Origin of the sequence: Nocardia gipuzkoensis, assembly GCF_021183645.1 — a bacterium.
Classification (GTDB): domain Bacteria; phylum Actinomycetota; class Actinomycetes; order Mycobacteriales; family Mycobacteriaceae; genus Nocardia; species Nocardia abscessus.
Genome location: NZ_CP089225.1, coordinates 3,053,531 through 3,072,497 on the forward strand (window position 1 = coordinate 3,053,531; position 18,967 = coordinate 3,072,497).

The following is an 18,967-nucleotide window of genomic DNA, read 5'->3' on the forward strand; positions in this document are numbered from 1 at the left end:
CCGCGGGGTCGTGCTCAGAGTTCCGCCACCCGCAGCACCACCTTGCCGAACACTTCGCCGGAGTCCAGCAGCCGGTGCGCCTCGGCGGCCTCCTCGATCGGCAGTTCGGCGGCGATGATCGGCGCCACCGTGCCGTCGGCGAGCAACGGCCACAGCTGTCGGCGCACCTCGGCGACGATCTCGGCCTTGCTGCCCGCGCCGGTCGCGGGCCGCGCGCGCACGTTCGTGGCGTGCACCGTGCCCCACTTGCGCAGCAGGGCGCCCAGATTCAGCTCGGCGGTCAGTCCGCCCTGCATGCCGATCACCACGAGGCGGCCGTGCTCGGCCAGCGCCTCGACGTTACGTCCCAAGTAGGCCGCGCCCATGTTGTCGAGGATCACGTCGGCGCCGGGGCTGCCCGCCCCCGATCGCTCGGCGCGCACGACGGCGACGAAGTCTTCCTCTTTGTAGTTGATCAGCACGTCCGCCCCGAGCTCCGCGCAGCGCGCCAGTTTCTCGGCCGATCCGGCGGTCACCGCGACGCGCGCGCCGAGGGCTTTGGCGACCTGGATGGTGTGTGTGCCGATCCCGCTGCCGCCGCCGTGGACCAACAGCAGCTGACCGGCCCGCAGATCGGCGGTCATCACCAGGTTCGACCACACGGTGGCCGCCACTTCGGGCAGCCCGGCCGCCGCGCCCAGGTCGAGGCCGTCCGGGACCGGAAGCACCTGGGTCGCGGGCACCGCGACCCGTTCGGCGTAACCTCCGCCGGACAGCAGCGCGCAGACCCGATCCCCGACCGCCCACTCCCGCACTCCGTCGCCGAGTTCGGCGATCACACCCGAGCATTCGAGGCCCAAGAGCGGGCTGGCTCCCTGCGGGGGCGGGTAATAGCCCTGACGCTGCAACAGATCGGCGCGGTTGACGCCCGCCGCGGCCACCTCGATCAGCACTTCGCCGTGTCCGGGCTTCGGATCCGGCACCTCGGCCAAGGACATGACCTCGGGTCCGCCGAAACCGTTCAGATCAATCGCACGCACCGTGCCATAGTGCTCCGCCCGGACCGACGGCTGCGCGCTGCCCCCCTCGAGTCGCTCTCGGGGCCGCGGGTGCGCCGAGCAATCTGGCCAGCCGCCTGCGGTGACCGGCGTCACGGACTACCGTTCCGGTGGTGAGCGGCGGCTTCATCGATTTCCAGAACGAGATCTACCTGGGCGGCCTGAGTGGCGTGCGACCCGAATTGCCCATGACCGCCGCGGGTTTGGAGTCGCTGGCGCGGGAGCGGCTGGATCCGGCCGCCTTCGCCTACGTCGCGGGGAGCGCGTCCGCGGAGCGCACCGCCGCCGCCAACCGGTCCGCCTTCGAGCGCTACCGCCTTCTGCCGCGCATGCTGCGCGGCTCCACCGGGCCCGGCGCTCGCGATCTGTCGGTGGAGGTGCTCGGCACGAAGCTGGCCGCACCCGTGCTCACCGCGCCGATCGGCGTCCTCGAACTGCTGCACGAGGGCGGCGAGGTGATCGTGGCCGAGGTGACCAAGGGATTGGGCATCGGCACGGTGCTGTCCACCGCCGCATCGTCGACCATCGAAGACGTCGGCGCGGCGGCCGGTGCGTGGTGGTATCAGCTGTATTGGCCCGCGGACGACGAACTGGCCTGCTCGTTCGTCCGGCGCGCCGAGCGGGCCGGGGCTTCGGCGATCGTGGTCACCGCCGACACCCCGACCCTCGGGTGGCGGCCGCGCGATCTGGAGCAGGCGCACCTGCCGTTCCTGCACGGCAAGGGCCTCGCCAACTACCTGTCCGATCCGGTGTTCCTGGACAAGCTGCCCGCGGCGCCGGAGGAGAGCGAAGAGGCGATGCGCACGGCCGTCCTCACCTGGGCCGGACTGTTCGGCAACCACACGCTGCGGCCCGCCGACCTGGCCCGTCTGCGCGAATGGACCGATCTGCCGATCGCGGTGAAAGGCATCCTGCATCCCGACGACGCACGCCAGGTGGTCGACGCCGGCGCCGACGCGGTGGTGGTGAGCAACCACGGCGGCCGCCAGGTGGACGGCTGCATCGCGGCACTGGACGCGCTACCCACGGTGGTCGCCACCATCGGCGACCGCGCCGACGTGCTGTTCGACTCCGGTGTGCGCACCGGTTCGGACGTGCTCGTCGCGCTGGCCTTGGGCGCGAAGGCGGTGCTCTACGGGCGGCCGTGGGCCTACGGCCTCGGTCTCGCGGGCGCGGCGGGCGCCCGGCACGCGCTGCGGGCGCTGCTCGCCGATTTCGACTCCGCGCTCGGCCTGTCCGGGTGCGCGAACCCGGCCGCGGTGAGTCGGGCCCTCTTGTCCACGGTGCGCTGACCTGCGATGCCTGCCCATTTCCGCAGTTCGCCGCGCTTAGAATGACCATCGTGCATCCCGAACCGAGCGGTCGCGTCGTGGCCGAGCCCCGCTGGCTCACCCCGGCGCAGCAGCGCGCCTGGCGCGCCTACATGGACGGCCATCAGCGCCTGATGACGGCGCTGAATCGTCAACTGCAGCGCGACAGCGACCTGACCGTCGCCGAATACCGGATCCTGGTCCTGCTCTCCGAGGCACCCGACCACTCGCTGCGGATGAGCGAGCTGGCAGACGGCGTGCTGTCCTCGCGCAGCAAGCTGACCCATCAGATCCGGCGGCTGGAGGCCCAGCAGATGGTCCGGCGCAACACTTGCCTGGAGGACGGCCGTGGCGTGCTCGCCGAACTCACCGAGGAGGGCATGCGCCGCCTGGAAGCCGCGGCCCCCGGCCACGTCGAAGCCGTCCGCCGCCACTTCATCGACCTGCTGGCCCCGGCCCAGCTCGAGGTGATCGGCGAGGTCTTCGAACGCGTCGACGAGGAAATCGGCAAGCACTCCGCCTGAGGCGTCCGCTACGATCAGGTCCCTGGAGACGTGGCAGAGCGGCCGAATGCACTCGCCTTGAAAGCGAGCGTCGCGAGAGCGACCGGGGGTTCAAATCCCTCCGTCTCCGCAACTGAAAGCCGCTGGCCGGGCCGGAAAATCAGGTGCCTGCCAGCGGTTTCGCTATTCAGCTTTGCGCCACGGGGTAGCGCGGGTCACAGTGCCCCGTCCGCGACGACTCCCTCCTGACGAAGTTCGGCCGGATCTCCAGGTCGGGCGGGTCGTAGTAGCGGTGGAAGGTCGGGGTCAGCCCGGAGGAGATGGGCGGGTTGATCCAGGACCAGTCGGTGGGGCAGGTCCGGCCGGCGGCCTCCTCGCGCTTGACGTGATCGCAGAACTGCTTGGCCACGGTATGGTGGTCGACCATATACACGCCCGCCTTCCGGAAGCTGTGCAGCACCGCGCGGTTGAGTTCGACCAGGGCTTGATCCCGCCACAGGCTGCGCTCGGACCTGGTGTCCAGGCACATCATCTCGGCGATCAGCGGCAGCATGTTGTAGCGGTTGGCGTCGCTGAGGTTGCGCGCACCGATCTCCGCCCCCAGGTACCAGCCGTTGAACGGCGCGAACGGATACGTCATGCCGCCGATCTCGAGGTTCATGTCGGACACCGCGGGCAGCGCGTGCCAGCGCAGGCCCAGTCCGGCGAACCACTCGAACTCGGGGTGCTCGAGTTCCACCTCGCGCGCCAGCTCGGGCGGAATGTCGAACCAGCGAATCGGCTCGTCGGGCGTGCTGATCAACAACGGAAGGATGTCGAAAGGCGTTCCGGCGCCGCGCCATCCGAGCTCGGTCGCGAATGCGGTGAGCTCGATGTTGGCGGCGTCGCCGGTGACCGTGCCGTCCCCGTTGCGATAGCCCGCGTAGCGGATGATCTGCGGGCTGACGATGCGGAACTCGCGCCCGTCCGGCTGCCGCGGCGGGCCGACGGTGATCATCGACTGGATGGCACCGCCGTTGGTGGCCATGTGCAGGTGCTGCCAGCAGACCTCGGCCAGGTCGCGGGCCGAGCGCACGCGCCGGGCGTCGAGCAATTTCAGGGAGCGCCAGTGTTTCCGGCCCACGCATCGGGCGTGATTACGCCAGGCCAGTTTGGCTCCGATGAGGATCTCCTCGGCGGTCTGCAGATACGTGCCGGTCTGTTCGAGCTGCTCCAGCGCGCCGCGCCTGCGCTGGGCGTTCAGGTGCCCCAATTCGGGCAGCCGGAAGAACTCGTCGCACTCCCGCATCCGGCGTTGCAGGTCGGGCAGGAAAGGCTTCCTCTCCGATTCGTTCTCGATCGAGGCGACTGGTGACACTGGATTCACGGTTTTCTCCGGTCGGGCATAGGTGCTGCGATGAAACAGGCGAGTCGAGCAGAGAATTCGCGCGCGAGCGCAGCTGGCACCGGCTGTGTCGCGGCGGCCCGCGCAGGCGCGATGGACAGATGCTAAGAAATAGCCTCCGTCCGATACTCATCCGAACACCCGACGGGCTGTCGCGACTGCGAACCGAGCGGCCGGTCCGCTCGGCGCGTCGAAGCCAAGCCGGTTGACCTCGACGCCAGTGCGGTGAAAACGCGATCATGCCCGTCCTAGTTCGATACCCGGAAAGGACCGACGCTCAGCGTACGGCGGGTGTGCTGACGGTGTGCCATGATTTGCTGGATTTGCTGGATCGCCCGAAGACGCGGAACGGAATCGGCGCTGTCGAGTATCGTTGACGTGATCTGCTTTTCGAGGGCTGAGGGGTTCGCTCGTGCGCAGTGTCATCGGTATGTCGGTCGCCGTCGTCGCGCTTCATATCCTCGGCTGGGGCACGCTACTGCTGTTCGTCGCGCCGGGGCACTATGTGATCGAGGGCTCCGTCTTCGGTGTCGGTCTCGGCGTGACGGCGTACACGCTCGGCATGCGGCACGCGTTCGACGCCGACCATATCGCCGCGATCGACAACACCACGCGGAAACTGGTGGCGGAGAACGGGAAGCGGAATGTCCAAACCGTCGGTTTCTGGTTCGCGCTCGGCCACTCCACCGTGGTGTTCGTGCTGGTGGCGTTGCTCGCGTTCGGCGTGCGGGCGCTGGCGTCCAACCTGGAGGACGAGGATTCGGCCCTGCAACGCTGGACGGGCCTGTGGGGCACCAGCGTGTCGGGCACGTTCCTCATCCTGATCGGCCTGCTGAATCTGGCGTCGCTGGTGGGCATCTGGCGGGTGTTCCGGCAGATGCGCCGGGGCGAGTACGACGAGGCGCAGCTGGAACGGCAGCTGGACAGCCGGGGCCTGCTCAACCGGGTGGTGCGGCCGGTGATCGGCCTGGTGCGCAGGCCGAGGCACATGTATCCGGTGGGCGTGTTGTTCGGGCTCGGTTTCGACACTGTCACCGAGGTCGGGCTGCTGGTGATCGCGGGCGGCGCGGCGGCGACCGGGCTGCCCTGGTACTCGATCCTGGTTCTGCCCGTGCTGTTCTCGGCGGGCATGGCGCTGTTCGACTCACTGGACGGTTCGTTCATGAGCTTCGCCTACGACTGGGCCTTCGCCAAGCCGGTGCGCAAGATCTACTACAACCTGGTGATCACCGGGCTGTCGGTCGCGGTGGCGCTGTTGATCGGCGGGCAGGAGATCGTCTCGATCCTCGCCGAGAAGCTCGAGGTCGAATCGGGCATCGTGGCCTGGATCGGGAATCTCGATCTGGGTGATCTCGGCTACATCATCGTCGGGCTGTTCGTGCTCACCTGGGCGGTCGCCATCGCGGTATGGCGTTTCGCCGGAGTGGAGCGGCGCTGGCAAGACGGTCTGGCCGCACGGTGAGCGCCGCGTACCCGCCTGGACACGGCAATGGCCTGCCACCCACCCTCGGGGGCTCTGGCAGGATGGGTCGCATGCTGTCTCGGCGGGGCGTGCGGCGTTGGGTCTCCAGCGCTTTGATAAGCGCCGCACTTGTCTCCGGTGCGGTGGGGTTCGGCGCTCCACAGGTCACGGCCGCGCCCGGCAATCCTCCGCCGGTGAACACCGGGTCCTCGGACGGTCCCGGCCCGGCCGAGCCGACCAGTAAGCAACCCTCGACTCCCCGGATCGAGCGCGTGGAACCGATCAACGATCGGTGGCTGCGGGTCTTCGTCGCCTCGCCCGCGATGAGCCGTGTGGTCGAGGTGCAGGTCCTGCTGCCGCGCGACCGGTCGCGCCCGCGTCCGACCGTGTACATGCTCGACGGACGCAGCGCGAGCCCCGACAGCAACAACTGGACCGAACTCGGGCACGCCGACCGCTTCTACGCGGACAAGGACGTCAACGTGGTGCTCACCGTCGGCGGTCCGGCCAGCTTCTACACCGACTGGCAGCAGCCCGACCCGGTGCTCGGCACCAACAAGTGGGAGACGTTCCTGGCCAAGGAACTGCCCCCGCTGATCGACGCGAAGTTCGAGGGCAACGGCACCAACGCGGTCATGGGCGTCTCGATGGGCGCGGAGGCCGCGATGATGCTCGCGTTCCGTCAGCCGACCCTCTACCGGGCGATCGCGGCGCACAGCGGCTGCTTCTCGATGGGCACCGACATCGGCCAGGCGCAGGCGCGGGCCGTGGTGGCCACCTACATGGGCGAGCCGGACAACATGTTCGGCAAGCAGGACGATCCGGCCTGGCTGGCGCACGACGTCACCCTGCACGCGGACGCGTTGCGGGGCAAGACGATCTATCTGTCGGTCGGCAGCGGCCTGCCCGGCGTGCACGACGTGCCCGGCACCCCGAACGTCGATCTCCCCAGCGCCATCACCTTCGGCGGCCCGCTGGAGGCCGCGACCAATGCCTGCACCCGGCGGCTCACCGAACGGCTGCGGTCCCTCGGCATCCCGGTCACCGCGCACTTCCGGGCCACCGGCACGCACTCCTGGCCGTACTGGGAGGACGAACTGGCCCTCTCCTGGCCCACCATCGCGCCCGCGATCGGCGTCCGCTAACCGAGGAACCGCGCGAGCACCTCCGGCTCCCTGGCGAAGCTCAGGAACAGATCGTTCTCGTGTGGGTCGCCGATGGTGACGCGCACCCCGTCGGCCCCGTACGGCCGCACCAGCACGCCGGCGGCCGCGCTCGCCTCGCCGAACTCCGCGCTGCGCGCGCCCAGGGGCAGCCAGACGAAGTTGGCCTCGCTCGGCGGCACCGCGTACCCGGCGCCCACCAGCGCGTCACGCACCCGTTCGCGTTCGGTGACCAGAAGGTCGGTGCGATCGAGCAATTCGTGACGGGCCTCCAGCGACGCGATCGCCGCCGCCTGCGCGAGCCGGTTGACGCTGAACGGGATGTGCACCTTCAGCAGCGCCGTGATCACGGCCGGGTCGCCCACCGCGTAGCCCACCCGCAGCCCGGCCAGGCCGTATGCCTTGGAGAAGGTTCGCAGCACAACCACATTGGGCCTGGTGCGGCGGATCTCGACGCCGTCGGGGTGGTCGGCCAGCCGCACGTATTCGTAGTACGCCTCGTCCAGCACCACCAGCACGTTCGACGGCACCGCGTCCAGGAACCGGACCAGTTCGGCCTTGCCGACGGCGGTGCCGGTGGGATTGTTCGGATTGCAGACGAAGATCAACTTGGTCCGCTCGGTGACAGCGGCGGCCAACGCGTCCAGATCGTGGACCTGGCCCGCCGTGAGCGGTACCTGCACAGCGGTGGCGTTGCCCACCTTGGTGACGATCGGATACGCCTCGAACGACCGCCAAGCGAACAGCACCTCGTCGGACGGGGACGCGCAGGTGATCTGCACCAGCTCCTGGCACAGCGCGACGCTGCCGCAACCGACCGCGACATTCTCGAAGCCGACCCCGAGGAACTCCGCCAGCGCCGCGCGCAGCTCGGTGACCTGGTTGTCCGGATACCGGTTGGCCAGCTCGGCCGCCTCGGCGATGGCCTTGGCCGCGGCGGGCAGCGGGGCAACGGTCGTCTCGTTGCTGGCCAGCTTGACCGCGCCTGGATTGCTGCGGCCGGGGGTGTACGCCGGGATCGATTCGAGGTCCGGCCGGATCTGCGCTGTCACACTCCAACCCTAATCCGCGCCGTGGTGTGCCCGATCGGCGTACCGGAAATTATCTGGCCGATAGGCCCTCACGTGCAATTTCTACCGAAGATCAGCAACTCGCCCTACGCTGGTTTCATGTCGGGCACCTACGACGATATGGCCCCGCTGCGGGGTAGCGACCAGGAAGACGTGCGGCCGACCAGCGGTGGGCAGGTGCCCATCACGGTGGTGGAGCCAGAAGGAAATGCTCGCGGCGGAATCGTGCTGCTGCACGAGTCGCGGGAGTTCACCGGGGCGTTACGCGACCTGATGAACGCATTGGCCGGCGAGGGTTGGACGGTGATCGCGCCCAAACTCTTCCATGGGGTGGACGGCGAACCGGGCAACGGGGTCTTCGGCGACGAGCTGTTCCAAGACTTCGACGCCTGTTTCGACTGGCTCACCCGGCGCGGGGTGTTCCCCGACACCATCGGCGTGCTCGGGTTCGACACCGCGGGCACCGCCGCGTTCCTGGTCGCGACCAATCGTCCGATCGGCGCCGCGGTGAGCGTCGCGGCGCCAGGCATCACCGAGCCGCTCACCGACCAGGCCGACGCCTTGGTGCGCGCCGCGCCGCACCTCCAGGCCCCGTGGCTCGGCCTGTTCGGCACCGACGACCCGGCCACCCCGCCCGCCCAGGTCGACGAGCTACGCGACGCGACCGCTCGCGCCGCCGTCGCCAGCCTGGTCGTCACCTACCCCGGTCTGCACCACCGCGCCGACACCTCCGAGCCGGACGACGGCGACGCGGTCGATTCGCAGACCAGAATCTTCGATTGGTTCGACAGTAACCTACGCTGACCAGCCGTTTTGTGATCTGGACGGTAGCTCCTGTAACCTTTCTGCTCGGCGGTTCGAAAGGACCGGTGCCCTCGGAAGAGAAGGCTCCAGGAGGCGTGCCAGAGCGGCCGAATGGGACTCACTGCTAATGAGTTGTCCCTTCACGGGGACCGGAGGTTCAAATCCTCTCGCCTCCGCCACACCCGGGAAACCGGGTACAACTGAATAACACATGCGCCCGTAGCTCAACGGATAGAGCATCTGACTACGGATCAGAAGGTTAGGGGTTCGAATCCCTTCGGGCGCACCAGGTAGAAGGCCCCTCCGGTAGCAACGGAGGGGCCTTCTGGCTAGGAATAGTTGTCCAGCATCTCGGTGGACCACCGAGCTTGCCGAATCTCTCCCCGTGGACCGCACTGCGCGAACCATGGCTTGATGTCCAACACGGGTGTTCCGTCTACCGCGTCCAGCTCGGCTACGTGCAGGTCCAGCCCGTCCACTCGGAGCAGTCGAGCGCGGGTGACCCCGAGCCAGTTGATCCGCGGCATGTCGCGATGCGCGAAGATGCCGACCTCCGGCCATGTGGGATTATCCCGTGCACTGGAACCACCGAAACCCAAATCCGTTGGGTTGGTCAGGCGGAACCGGAACACGATCTCGAGATGGCTGAACTCCTCCAAGCCTTGCACCGATTTCACGGTGAACCGGCGATCATCTATACGGATGATCGCCTCGGTACCCCAGTGATCGTCGGTAGCTTCGCGGCGACCACCGATGACATGGGCAACGGGCGCTACCTCGAACACTTCGTCTGTCATACGACCTTGTCCTACTTCCCACTGGCGGCTAGGTACTCTGCTGCTTGCTCGTGAATCCGGCGGTCGTTTCCGTGATGGTCAACGGAGAGGACACGGGGAAGACGACCGGCAGCTCTGTCAGAGCCCGGTGGAACGGGCCGGGCCGCCACACCAGCTGCTCGGGTGGCACAGCCAGTCGCAGCTCCGGGAGGGCGTCGAGAAGCTGGTCTATGGCCTCCTGCACGATGAGGTAGGCCACGGACTTGGCCGGGCAGGCATGTGGTCCGGTGCTCCAGGCCAGATGTGAGCGATTGCCGGTTCGATCCCCGCCACGGATCTCGGGGTCGTTGTTGCACCCGGCCAGGCTGATGAGCACCGGCTGATGCGCAGGCAACCAGGTGTTGTCGATCAGGATCGGCTGCCGTGGGTACGTCGCGCAGAAGTTGGCCAACGGCGGGTCGTTGAACAGCACCTCATCGAGCGCGTCACGCGTCGACATACTCCCGCCGAGCATGTCGCCGCCGAACCGGTCGTCGGTCAGCATCAGCAACAGGGTATTGGTGATCAGATTCTGCTGCGGCTCGATACCCGCACCGTAGAAGCTGATCAGCTGGGAGAGCATTTCCGTGTCATCGAGGCCGGCCGGATGATGCGCCAGCCGCGAGGTGACGTCGTCCGCCGGCTCCGCGCGTCGCAGCTGAATCAACTCCATCAGCGCCTCGCTGAGCATCTGCATGCCGCGGGCAGCCTCGACAGTGTCGAAGAGCGCGGCCATGCCGGTCGCGACCCGCCGCCCCAGTTCCGCCGAGCAGCCGACCATCTCGTTGAGGGCCTCGAAGACGAGGGGAAACGCGTACTGAGACACCAGGTCGGCGGAACCGGCCGTACAGAAGCTGTCGATCAGCGGGATCGCGATCTTCTCGACCGTGTCATGCAGAGCGTGTAGGTCGATCCCGTCGATGCTCGCGGTATACGTCTGGCGGTAGCGAGCATGTGCTGCTCCGGTGTTGCGCAACGCGTTCGGATGCCACTCCATCATCGGCTTGATGGGGGAGTCGTGGGGAATACTTTGCTGCCAGGTCCGCGGATCGGCCGGAAAACGGTCGGGGTCGTGGAGGATGCGCAGTGCGGTGCGGTATCCGATCACCAAGGTCGCGGGCACATTCGGTGCCAACTCCATCGGAACCAGCGAGCCGTGCTGCTGACGCATCTGGCGGTAGCCGCTGTGCGGATCAGCGGCGAACTTCCGGCTACGCAGGCAGACCTGAGGCGTGTCGGTATTGATCGGCGACCCCTGGACAGGGCAGGTTCGGGAAGCGGTGGTGTGGGCCGCGGGTATCGAGGAGTTTGCTGTGGTCATAGATGCGACTCCGGGCGAGAGAACAGGAATCCGGCGAGGGTGATCGGTGAGCCGCCGGCACGTGGGTGGGTCATGCGCGCCGACTTCTCCGTGCCTTCGTTGCAAACATCACGCTAGTGGGCCCGGGCGGCCGAACCTACTGTCGGAAACGACATATTTGGTACTGAAACCGACATGATTGGTGACGCGGCTCCGGCTGGCGCTGATGATCGCCCACCGCTCGAGGGTCGCGGAGCAACGGTCGGGCCGCGGTTCGCCTCCGTGTTGCCCGGCGATTCCGGGCCGGATAGCCCTCATGCGGGATTCAGCGAGTCTGCGCCCGTGACCGGTGCCGCTGTCCGAGAGCCGTGGTCGGACCGGCGCGAGTGGTCACTACGGAGTGGTCTTCTCGGCCGACGCCGCGGCGGTGTTCTCCTGGTCGGCTTACTTCCAGGCCGGAAGGGGCGGCAGGTCGCCGCTGAGGTCGGTGCCGGTGCTGCGGCCGAGTAGCCAGGCGGCGAGGGAGGAGGCCGGGCCGGAGATGAGGTGAGTGGTGGGGGCGGTTCCGATGGTGGCGGTGAAGTCGGAGTCCGTGGCTCGGAGGGTGAACGGCTCGAGGGGATTGTCCGCGGTGAGGCGGGTGAGGTCGGCGGTGGCTTGGGGGAGGATGCGGGCGACGAAAGGGGTGGGCCAGTCGGACGGGTGGTAGCCCGCGTTCAGGTCGACGTGGTGAATTTCGACCTCCTGCAAGCGCATCCACAGCACTTCGGATGCTGGGATCGGGCGGCCCTGGCGGGTGCGGACCTGTGCTCGCCAAGCGTCGTCGGTGAGTGAGCGGGCGAGGGCGAGGAAACGGGTGGTGGCCGCCTCGTTGTCGGCGAGGTGTTCGGGGAACGGGCGGGCCGCGCCGGCTTCGATGTCGTGGTCGCGCAGGAAAGGGCTGGCGTATTGCGGGATTTCGACGCCGGTGTGGGCCCACAGCAGCAGGTTGACCAGGCTGTCGGCGTTGCGGGCGAGGTGGGCCAGGACGTGGCCGCGGGTCCAGCCGGGCAGTGCGGAGGGTTCGGTGACGGCGCGTTCGTCGAGGCCGCGGATGGTGTCGAGCAGGCGGGTGGTCGCCTCGGCGACGGCGTCGAGCTGCACGGGGGTCTGTGAGGCGGCGGTGGTCACGGCTTCGACCCTAGCGAGGGAGAACCGGGCTCGCCGCGATCGCGTCGGCTTCGATCTCCACCAGCAGGGCCGGGGTGATCAGGGCTTTGATCTCGTACATGGCCGTCGCGGGACGGATTTCGCCGAACACCTCGGCGTGCGCCTCGGCGACCTCGGGCCAGCGCGCGATATCGGTGACGAAGATGCGGGTGCGCACCACGTCGGACAGGCTCGCGCCCGCCTCCTCCAGCGCGGAGCCGATGCGCCGCAGGGTTTCCCTGGTCTGCTCGCCGATGTCGTCGCCGCCGACGGCCGTGCCGCCGGGCGCCGAGGCGGTCGTTCCGCTGACCGCGATGACATTGCCGAGCCGGACCGCCCGCGAGTAGCCGACGATGTCTTCGAACTCCGAACCCGAGGAAATGTTCATGCGATCACTCATGCGCGAAAGCATCGCACGGGCGCCGGCGCGGCCACGTGGCGGACAGCCGGGCGCCGCAGGCCCGTTGGGCGGGTAGGTGCGAGGGTGACCTGGCGTGGCCCTGCCAGCGCGCCGAGTTCACCGCCGCTGGTGCTCAGGGCGACCGGTCGGCGGACACAGCACGGCGGTACTGCCGTTTGCGCGTAGCCGACTAGCTCGGTTCGGCCCGCTCGTGCCCCTCCACGACCACCGCCGCGGCCAGTGCGATCAGCCACAGCGACATCGCCCCCACCTGAATCCGCTGGGCGATCCCGAGGGCGTAGTTCCCTGGCAGGTTGTCGGCCACCAGCATCCACACTGTCGCCAGCGCACCGATCACCAGCACGACGAGACCGAATTCGCGTAGTACCCGCCAGCGCCGATAGCGGAACGCGGCGACGCTGAAGGCGGAGGCGGCGACCGCGATCGAGGTGACCGCCAGCGTGCTCGTCAGGGCGTGCGGCTGATGCAGCTGCGGGAAGAGCTCGCGCGGGCCGCCACACCCGCTCTCGCCGGGGGTGCAGTCGCGCAGCGGTAGCAGGACGTCGGCGATGGTCGACGCGCCGAAGCAGAACAGCGCGATCCAGCCGATCGTGGTCGCTCCGCGGCGCGGCAGCACCAGAAGTCCGGCGATCGCGGCAGGTATGAGCAGCGCCCCCACGACCAAGTCCGCGGTCGCGAACACCTCCCGGTACGGCTTGCCCTGCGCGTCCAGTTCACTGAGGAATGTATCGACCGGGTCGAGGTCGATCGGCAGCACGAATTGGAGCACCCAGGACGAGTAGCAGAGCCCGGCGATCGCGAGGGCCGCGGCGACCAGCACCGTTGCCGGTCGCACGCGCCGAACGGCGATCTCCGGGCCACCCGTCACGTCCCCATTGTGCTGGTTGCTAGAGCGCGCCGGGCAGCGGCAGGCCGCATACGTCATTACCATCCGGGACACAGGGTCTTGTCAGCTTCGCCCGGCACGCTGGACGACAGCTGCAACTCGAGGAGGTCCCCATGCTCGGTTTCGCGACTGCCGCTGCCGGAATCGCGGTCATGACGGTGATGGTGGTGTCCGGCTACCTGGCCGCGCACGCCCCCCGTTCACTCGTGCGGGTTCGGCACCGCTGACAGCGTCGCTTGGACGCGGTCGGCCGCGCTGACGGGATCCTCGTGCTCCCAGACGCGGACCACGTGCCATCCCGCCGCGATCAGCGCCGCGTCGGTGGCTCGATCCCTCGCGACGTTGCCCGCCAGCTTGGCGGCCCACCATTCGGCGTTGTTCTTCGGATCGGTGGCGTGCTGTGGGCAGCGGTGCCAGAAACAGCCGTCCACGTAGACCGCGACCCGCCGCCGCGGAAACACCAGGTCGGCGCGTCGGCGCTGCCCGCGGATCGGTGCGCGGTCGACGAAATACCGCAGCCCGCGCCGATGCAGTTCCCGGCGCAGAGCGAGCTCGGGATCGGTTCCGGTGCGCCGTTGGCGTGCCATCCGCGCACTGGTGACCGCGTCGGTGAGGGGCCGCCGGTTCATGCCGCCCAGCCGCCCATCCGGTCCAGATGGCTTTCCACGTCGGCGAGGAAGCCGGGCGGGAAACGCAGACTGCCCATGGTGGTGCGGCGCAGGAAGCCGGCCGTCGCGCGGGCGGAGAGCAACTGGGCCTCGGTGAGGAAGTGGGTCAGGTCCTCGTACGGCTCGTGCACCGGCCAGGTGGAGACCGGCACCCGATAGGCCAGACCGCGGTGCCCCCACGCGGCGACCGGCCACGGCGTACCCGGCGCCAGCGGTTGACCGCCGGAGATCGGATCGAGCGGGGCGGCCAGTCGCGAGCCGACCCAGGCCGCCATCCGCACGCTCACCGCGTTGCCCACCAGCTTCCAGCGGTGGCCCTTCCGTACGCCCGGCACCTCGGTCGCGGGTGCCGTCCAGCCCGCGTCGAAGCCCTGCAGGCGTTCGGCGTCGGCGATGCCGGGCGTGACGATCTCCCCCGAAGGCAGCCGCACCGCGGGCGGGCTGGCGATGCCGAGCGCGGAGCCGCCCTTCAGCGTCGGTACCGCGTTCACCGCCCAGCCGAGCCCGCGCACCCCCTCGGTCCAGTAGAAGCCGCAGGGGTCGATGCCGGGATCGCCGATCGCGCGGGGACCGGCGTCCTCGCCGAACAGCACCGCGCGCGGGTCCTCGGTGCGGGAAGCCAGCATCAGTACCCGCTGCCTGCGCTGGGGCAGGCCGAACGCGCGGGCGTCCACCACCCGGTAGGCCCAGGTGTAGCCGAGTTCGTCGAGCGCGGCGGTGATGTGCCGCATGGCCGCGCCGCGGCCCAGTTGCAGCATGAACGGCACGTTCTCGATCAGCAGCCAGCGGGGGCCGCGCTTGCGGCGCACGAGCCGGAACACTTCGTCGACCAGACCCGAGCGCGTGCCGGTGATGCCCGCGGTGCGCCCGGCCTGGGATAGGTCCTGGCATGGGAATCCGGCCGCGACCAGCTCCGTCCCCGCCGGGATCGCGCGCAGCCGGGTGATGTCGGCGTGCAGGGGCACATCCGGGAAACGGGCGGCGAGTACGCCCTGGGCGCCGGGTTCGATCTCGCACAGCAGCTCGGTGTGCCAGCCGTGCCTGGCGAGGCCGAGTTCGAGCCCGCCGATCCCGGCGAACAGCCCGACCATCCGCGCGCCCGTCAACGACCTTCCCTTTCTCGCGTCCACACCGGACGCCGCCCGCGCGTCCCATGCCCGGGGAGCAGGTTACTCGAGTCGTCGGGGTGATCCCCGAAGTACGCGACCATCGTCTCCGGCACCTGGTAGCGTCCGCGTGTCACGCAGTGTGATCGGTGCGAATTTCCAATAATGCACAGGGGTGGTCGCACACGGACGTGATGACCGGCCGTTCCGCCTGCGTTCCAGTGCTATCCGTGCGGGCCGCCCACGATCCTGGTGGCGCGCGTTCGCGCATTGCTTTTGCTCGACGAAGTTCCAGAGCGACGCTAGGGAAAGTGAGCGAAACATGCAGATGCCTTCCACGAAAAACGGACAGTTCCCCTCTGTGGTGGTTACCAGCCTCGCGGCGACCACGTCCATCGCGGGTGACGTGGATTCCACGTGGAAGGGCCTGCTCAACGGGGACAGCGGCATCGACGTTCTGGAGGACGATTTCATCGATGATTTCGAGCTGCCGGTCCGTATCGGTGGGCACCTCGCGGTCGCGCCCGCCACGTATCTGGACGTGGCGGAGGCCCGCAGGCTCTCCTATGTGGAGCAACTGGCCCTCGTGCTCGGGCGTGAGGTCTGGCGCAACGCGGGCAGCCCCGAAGTGGACAAGCACCGTCTCGGGGTGGCCATCGGCACGGGGCTCGGCGGCGCGGAGGCGATGATCCACGCTCGGGACAAGCTGCGCAATGGGGGCTACCGCAAGGTGTCGCCCTACACCGTCCAGGCCGTGATGCCGAACGGCGCCGCGGCCTGCGTCGCGCTGGACATCGGTGCGCGAGCCGGTGTGACGACGCCGGTGTCGGCGTGTTCCTCCGGTGCGGAGGCGATCGCCAACGCGTGGCGGACGATCGTCATGGGCGATGCCGACGTGGTGGTCACCGGCGGTGTGGAGGGTTCGATCCAGGCCCTCGCGATCGCGGCGTTCACCATGATGCGCGCCATGAGCACCCGCAACGACGCGCCGAAGAGCGCCTCGCGTCCGTTCGACGCCGACCGGGACGGATTCGTCTTCGGTGAGGCGGGCGCGCTGATGGTGCTGGAGACCGAGGAGCACGCCAAGGCGCGCGGCGCGAGCATCCACGCCCGCCTGATGGGCGCCGGCATCACCTCCGACGGCTTCCACCTGGTCGCGCCGGACCCCGAGGGCGTCGGGGCCGCGCGCGCGATGACGCGGGCGATGCGGACGGCCGGTCTGGCCAAGGCCGATGTCACGCACGTCAACGCGCACGCGACCGCCACTCCGATCGGTGACACGGCGGAGGCGCGCGCGATCCGCCAGGCAGTGGGCGACCACGCGTCGGTCTACGCGCCCAAATCGGCCCTCGGTCATTCCATCGGCGCGGTCGGTGCGCTCGAATCGGTGCTCACGGTGCTCAGCGTGCGAGACGAAATCATCCCGCCGACACTGAATCTGGACAATTTGGATCCCGAGATCGATCTCGACGTGGTGCGCGGCAGCTCCCGGCCCGGCCGTATCGATTACGCCCTGAACAACTCTTTCGGATTCGGCGGGCACAATGTGGCGCTCGCCTTCGGCCGGTACTGACCGCCAGGTGGCCGGGACACCTGCTAGCCTTCCCGGCGCTTCGTTATCGACCTGTGTTCGGTGTCATTGCACGGCCTGAGTGTCTGTGCGCTGGAAAAGGATAAGGCGATGATCGACGAAACCTTCGACGACTATCTGGACGATCAGGGCAATATCGAAATCCGCGGGGACAAGACTCTGATCGACTTCGTCGACAAGCACAGCGCGGAGAACGGCGACGGCCTCGCCTACCGCTTCATCGACTACTCCCGGGAACGGGACGGCGAATACCACGAACTCACCTGGCAGCAGTTCGGTGTGCGCCTGCGCGCGGTGGCGGCCCGGCTGCAACAGGTCACGCGGCCGGGCGACCGGGTGGCGATTCTCGCGCCGCAAGGGCTCGACTACGTCGTTTCGCTGTTCGCCGCGGTGTACGCGGGCAATATCGCGGTTCCGCTGTTCGATCCGGAGGAACAGGGCCACACCGACCGCCTGCACGCGGTGCTGGGCGACTGTGCGCCCGCCGCGATCCTCACGGTGGGCTCCGCGGCGAGTGGCGTGCGGAAATTCTTCCGGCACCTGCCGCCGTCGCAGCGTCCCCGGATCATCGCGGTGGAGGCGATCCCGGACAGCGTCGGCGCCTCCTGGGTGCGCCCGGACGTCAACATCGACAGCGTCGCCTACCTGCAGTACACCTCGGGATCCACGCGGACGCCCGCGGGCGTGGAGATCACCCATCGCGCGGTGGGCACGAATCTGCTGCAGATGATCGACGCCATCGGCGTCACCGAGCATTCGCGCGGGGTCACCTGGTTGCCGCTGTTCCACGACATGGGCCTGCTCTGCGTGATCCTGCCGACCGTCGGCGGCGGGTTCATCACGATCATGTCGCCGAGCGCGTTCGTACGCCGCCCCTATCGCTGGATCAAGGAACTGGCCGCGGCCTCCGACGGCGCCGGAACTTTCGCCGCCGCGCCGAACTTCGCGTTCGAGCACGCCGCGGCGCGCGGCAAGCCCAAGCCGGGGGAGGAATTGGATCTCTCCAATGTGATCGGGCTGATCAATGGCAGCGAGCCGGTGTCGGTGTCGTCGATGAAGAAGTTCAACGAGGCGTTCGCGCCGTACGGGTTGCCGGAGACGGCGATCAAGCCCTGCTACGGCATGGCCGAGGCCACGGTATTCGTCTCCGCCACCCGGGCCGAGGACAAGGCGAAGGTCGTCTACGTCGACCGGACCGAGTTGAACGCCGGGCGGATGGTCGAGGTGGACGCGGACGCCGACAACGCCATCGCGCAGGTGTCCTGCGGATACGTCGCGCGCTCGCAGTGGGCGGTGATCGTCGACCCGGAGCACGGCACCGAGCGCGGCGACGGCGAAGTCGGTGAGATCTGGCTGCACGGCGAGAACATGGGCATCGGGTACTGGGGGCGTCCCGAGGAGACCGAGGCCACCTTCCGCGCCAAGCTGACCGCTCGCCTGCCCGAGGGCAGCCACGCGGAGGGCACGCCGCAGGACGCCAACTGGATGCGCACCGGCGATTTCGGCGCGTATCTCGACGGCGAGCTGTACATCACCGGACGGGTCAAGGATCTGGTGATCGTCGACGGTCGCAACCACTATCCGCAGGATCTGGAGTTCTCCGCTCAGGAATCCAGCACGGCGCTGCGACCCGGCTTCGTCGCGGCTTTCTCGGTGCCTGCCAACGAACTGCCCGCGCTGGTCTTCGAGCAGGGCAGTCACTCCGGACTGACGTTCGACGCCGAGGACACCTCCGAGCAGTTGGTGATCGTCGCCGAGCGCAATACCGGCGCAGGCAAGCTCGAGTCGGAGTCGATCGCCGACACGGTGCGGGCCGCGATCGCGCGGCGCCACGGTGTCATGGTCCGTGACGTGCTGCTGGTGCCCGCGGGTTCGATTCCGCGCACGTCCAGCGGCAAGATCGCTCGCCGCGCGTGCCGGGCGGCCTATTCGGAGGGCACGCTGCGCGGCGGGCACCAGCAGCAGGCGTTCCCGGACGAGGCGCAGGACTGGGATGCCGAACCCGTGGTGACGGGCTAGAGCCGTCGGCGCCCACGATCTGGGCGTCGAGGTCGCCCGAGGTGCCCGTGCCGCGGAAGCGTTCCACCGCGGCACGGGTCGTCCAGCGCTCGTAGACGTCGACCCGATCGGGTTCGAGCAGGTCGGCGCCGAGCGCGCAGTCCAGGCGCTCTTCGGTGGCGCGGGCGAGCGCCACCGCCTCCCGGCAGGGGCCGAGGTAGCGGTCGCGATCGGTGCCGCGCAGATATCCGGCGACGATCA

The 18,967-nt window shown here is 68.7% G+C and carries 17 protein-coding genes and 3 tRNA genes; 10 read left to right on the forward strand and 10 right to left on the reverse strand.

Annotation, left to right across the window (positions count from 1 at the left end):
* Positions 1–14: 14 nt before the first annotated feature.
* A complete protein-coding gene (locus LTT66_RS13805) occupies positions 15–977 on the reverse strand; it encodes an NAD(P)H-quinone oxidoreductase (protein WP_408638847.1) in 963 nt (320 codons plus the stop codon).
* Between the two features lie 173 nt (positions 978–1,150).
* Here LTT66_RS13805 and LTT66_RS13810 point away from each other — a divergent pair, with 173 nt between their 5' ends.
* From LTT66_RS13810 to LTT66_RS13820, 3 genes are all read left to right on the forward strand, one after another.
* Entirely contained in the window at positions 1,151–2,329 is a 1,179-nt protein-coding gene (locus tag LTT66_RS13810; protein ID WP_233067434.1) for an alpha-hydroxy-acid oxidizing protein, read from the forward strand.
* 41 nt (positions 2,330–2,370) lie between these two features.
* Positions 2,371–2,871: a MarR family winged helix-turn-helix transcriptional regulator gene (locus tag LTT66_RS13815; RefSeq protein ID WP_408638792.1), complete on the forward strand. Its 501-nt coding sequence runs from the start codon at positions 2,371–2,373 to the stop codon at positions 2,869–2,871.
* 24 nt (positions 2,872–2,895) lie between these two features.
* Positions 2,896–2,980 (forward strand) — tRNA-Ser (locus LTT66_RS13820).
* Positions 2,981–3,037: 57 nt separating this feature from the next.
* Here the strand turns inward: LTT66_RS13820 and LTT66_RS13825 are convergent.
* Positions 3,038–4,138, reverse strand: a complete 1,101-nt coding sequence (locus LTT66_RS13825; protein ID WP_233069222.1) for a nitric oxide synthase oxygenase — start codon at positions 4,136–4,138, stop codon at positions 3,038–3,040.
* A gap of 526 nt (positions 4,139–4,664) precedes the next feature.
* On the opposite strand from LTT66_RS13825, the gene nicT reads away from it, so the two are divergent.
* A complete protein-coding gene (nicT, locus tag LTT66_RS13830) occupies positions 4,665–5,696 on the forward strand; it encodes a Nickel transporter NicT (RefSeq protein ID WP_233069224.1) in 1,032 nt (343 codons plus the stop codon).
* 71 nt (positions 5,697–5,767) lie between these two features.
* On the forward strand, positions 5,768–6,841 hold the full coding sequence (locus tag LTT66_RS13835) for an alpha/beta hydrolase (RefSeq protein ID WP_233067438.1): 1,074 nt from the start codon (positions 5,768–5,770) through the stop codon (positions 6,839–6,841).
* Here the strand turns inward: LTT66_RS13835 and hisC are convergent.
* The gene (gene hisC / locus LTT66_RS13840) at positions 6,838–7,911 is read right to left on the reverse strand and encodes a histidinol-phosphate transaminase (RefSeq protein WP_233067442.1); all 1,074 of its coding nucleotides are present in this window, start codon (positions 7,909–7,911) and stop codon (positions 6,838–6,840) included. The two genes, LTT66_RS13835 and hisC, sit on opposite strands and share 4 nt — an antisense overlap.
* A gap of 117 nt (positions 7,912–8,028) precedes the next feature.
* Here hisC and LTT66_RS13845 point away from each other — a divergent pair, with 117 nt between their 5' ends.
* From LTT66_RS13845 to LTT66_RS13855, 3 genes are all read left to right on the forward strand, one after another.
* Positions 8,029–8,733 (forward strand): dienelactone hydrolase family protein, encoded by a 705-nt coding sequence (locus LTT66_RS13845; protein WP_233067445.1) that lies wholly within the window; start codon positions 8,029–8,031, stop codon positions 8,731–8,733.
* A gap of 89 nt (positions 8,734–8,822) precedes the next feature.
* Positions 8,823–8,912 (forward strand) — tRNA-Ser (locus LTT66_RS13850).
* Between the two features lie 34 nt (positions 8,913–8,946).
* Positions 8,947–9,022: transfer RNA gene (locus tag LTT66_RS13855), tRNA-Arg, on the forward strand.
* Positions 9,023–9,062: 40 nt separating this feature from the next.
* Here the strand turns inward: LTT66_RS13855 and LTT66_RS13860 are convergent.
* The 7 genes from LTT66_RS13860 to LTT66_RS13890 all read right to left on the reverse strand — a co-directional run bounded on the left by LTT66_RS13860 (position 9,063) and on the right by LTT66_RS13890 (position 15,102).
* Entirely contained in the window at positions 9,063–9,530 is a 468-nt protein-coding gene (locus tag LTT66_RS13860) for a TrmO family methyltransferase domain-containing protein (protein WP_233067447.1), read from the reverse strand.
* Positions 9,531–9,558: 28 nt separating this feature from the next.
* Positions 9,559–10,869, reverse strand: coding sequence for a cytochrome P450 (locus tag LTT66_RS13865; RefSeq protein WP_233067449.1), 1,311 nt, complete (start codon positions 10,867–10,869; stop codon positions 9,559–9,561).
* A gap of 423 nt (positions 10,870–11,292) precedes the next feature.
* Complete coding sequence (locus tag LTT66_RS13870; RefSeq protein WP_233067451.1) at positions 11,293–12,018, reverse strand: maleylpyruvate isomerase family mycothiol-dependent enzyme; 726 nt, start codon at positions 12,016–12,018, stop codon at positions 11,293–11,295.
* Between the two features lie 10 nt (positions 12,019–12,028).
* Positions 12,029–12,436, reverse strand: coding sequence for a RidA family protein (locus LTT66_RS13875; RefSeq protein WP_233067453.1), 408 nt, complete (start codon positions 12,434–12,436; stop codon positions 12,029–12,031).
* Positions 12,437–12,626: 190 nt separating this feature from the next.
* Complete coding sequence (locus tag LTT66_RS13880) at positions 12,627–13,325, reverse strand: DUF998 domain-containing protein (protein ID WP_233067455.1); 699 nt, start codon at positions 13,323–13,325, stop codon at positions 12,627–12,629.
* Positions 13,326–13,543: 218 nt separating this feature from the next.
* Positions 13,544–13,972, reverse strand: coding sequence for a very short patch repair endonuclease (locus LTT66_RS13885; RefSeq protein WP_181725627.1), 429 nt, complete (start codon positions 13,970–13,972; stop codon positions 13,544–13,546).
* Positions 13,969–15,102 (reverse strand): DNA cytosine methyltransferase, encoded by a 1,134-nt coding sequence (locus LTT66_RS13890; RefSeq protein WP_233069226.1) that lies wholly within the window; start codon positions 15,100–15,102, stop codon positions 13,969–13,971. The genes LTT66_RS13885 and LTT66_RS13890 overlap by 4 nt, the downstream gene beginning before the upstream one ends.
* A 337-nt stretch (positions 15,103–15,439) precedes the next feature.
* Between LTT66_RS13890 and LTT66_RS13895 the strand changes: the two genes are divergently transcribed.
* Both LTT66_RS13895 and fadD32 read left to right on the forward strand, forming a co-directional pair.
* The gene (locus LTT66_RS13895) at positions 15,440–16,690 is read left to right on the forward strand and encodes a KasA/KasB family beta-ketoacyl-ACP synthase (protein WP_233067458.1); all 1,251 of its coding nucleotides are present in this window, start codon (positions 15,440–15,442) and stop codon (positions 16,688–16,690) included.
* A gap of 108 nt (positions 16,691–16,798) precedes the next feature.
* Positions 16,799–18,727 carry a long-chain-fatty-acid--AMP ligase FadD32 gene (gene fadD32 / locus LTT66_RS13900; protein ID WP_408638793.1) on the forward strand — a complete coding sequence of 643 codons (1,929 nt, stop codon included), beginning with the start codon at positions 16,799–16,801 and terminating at the stop codon, positions 18,725–18,727.
* The last annotated feature ends 240 nt before the right edge of the window (positions 18,728–18,967 follow it).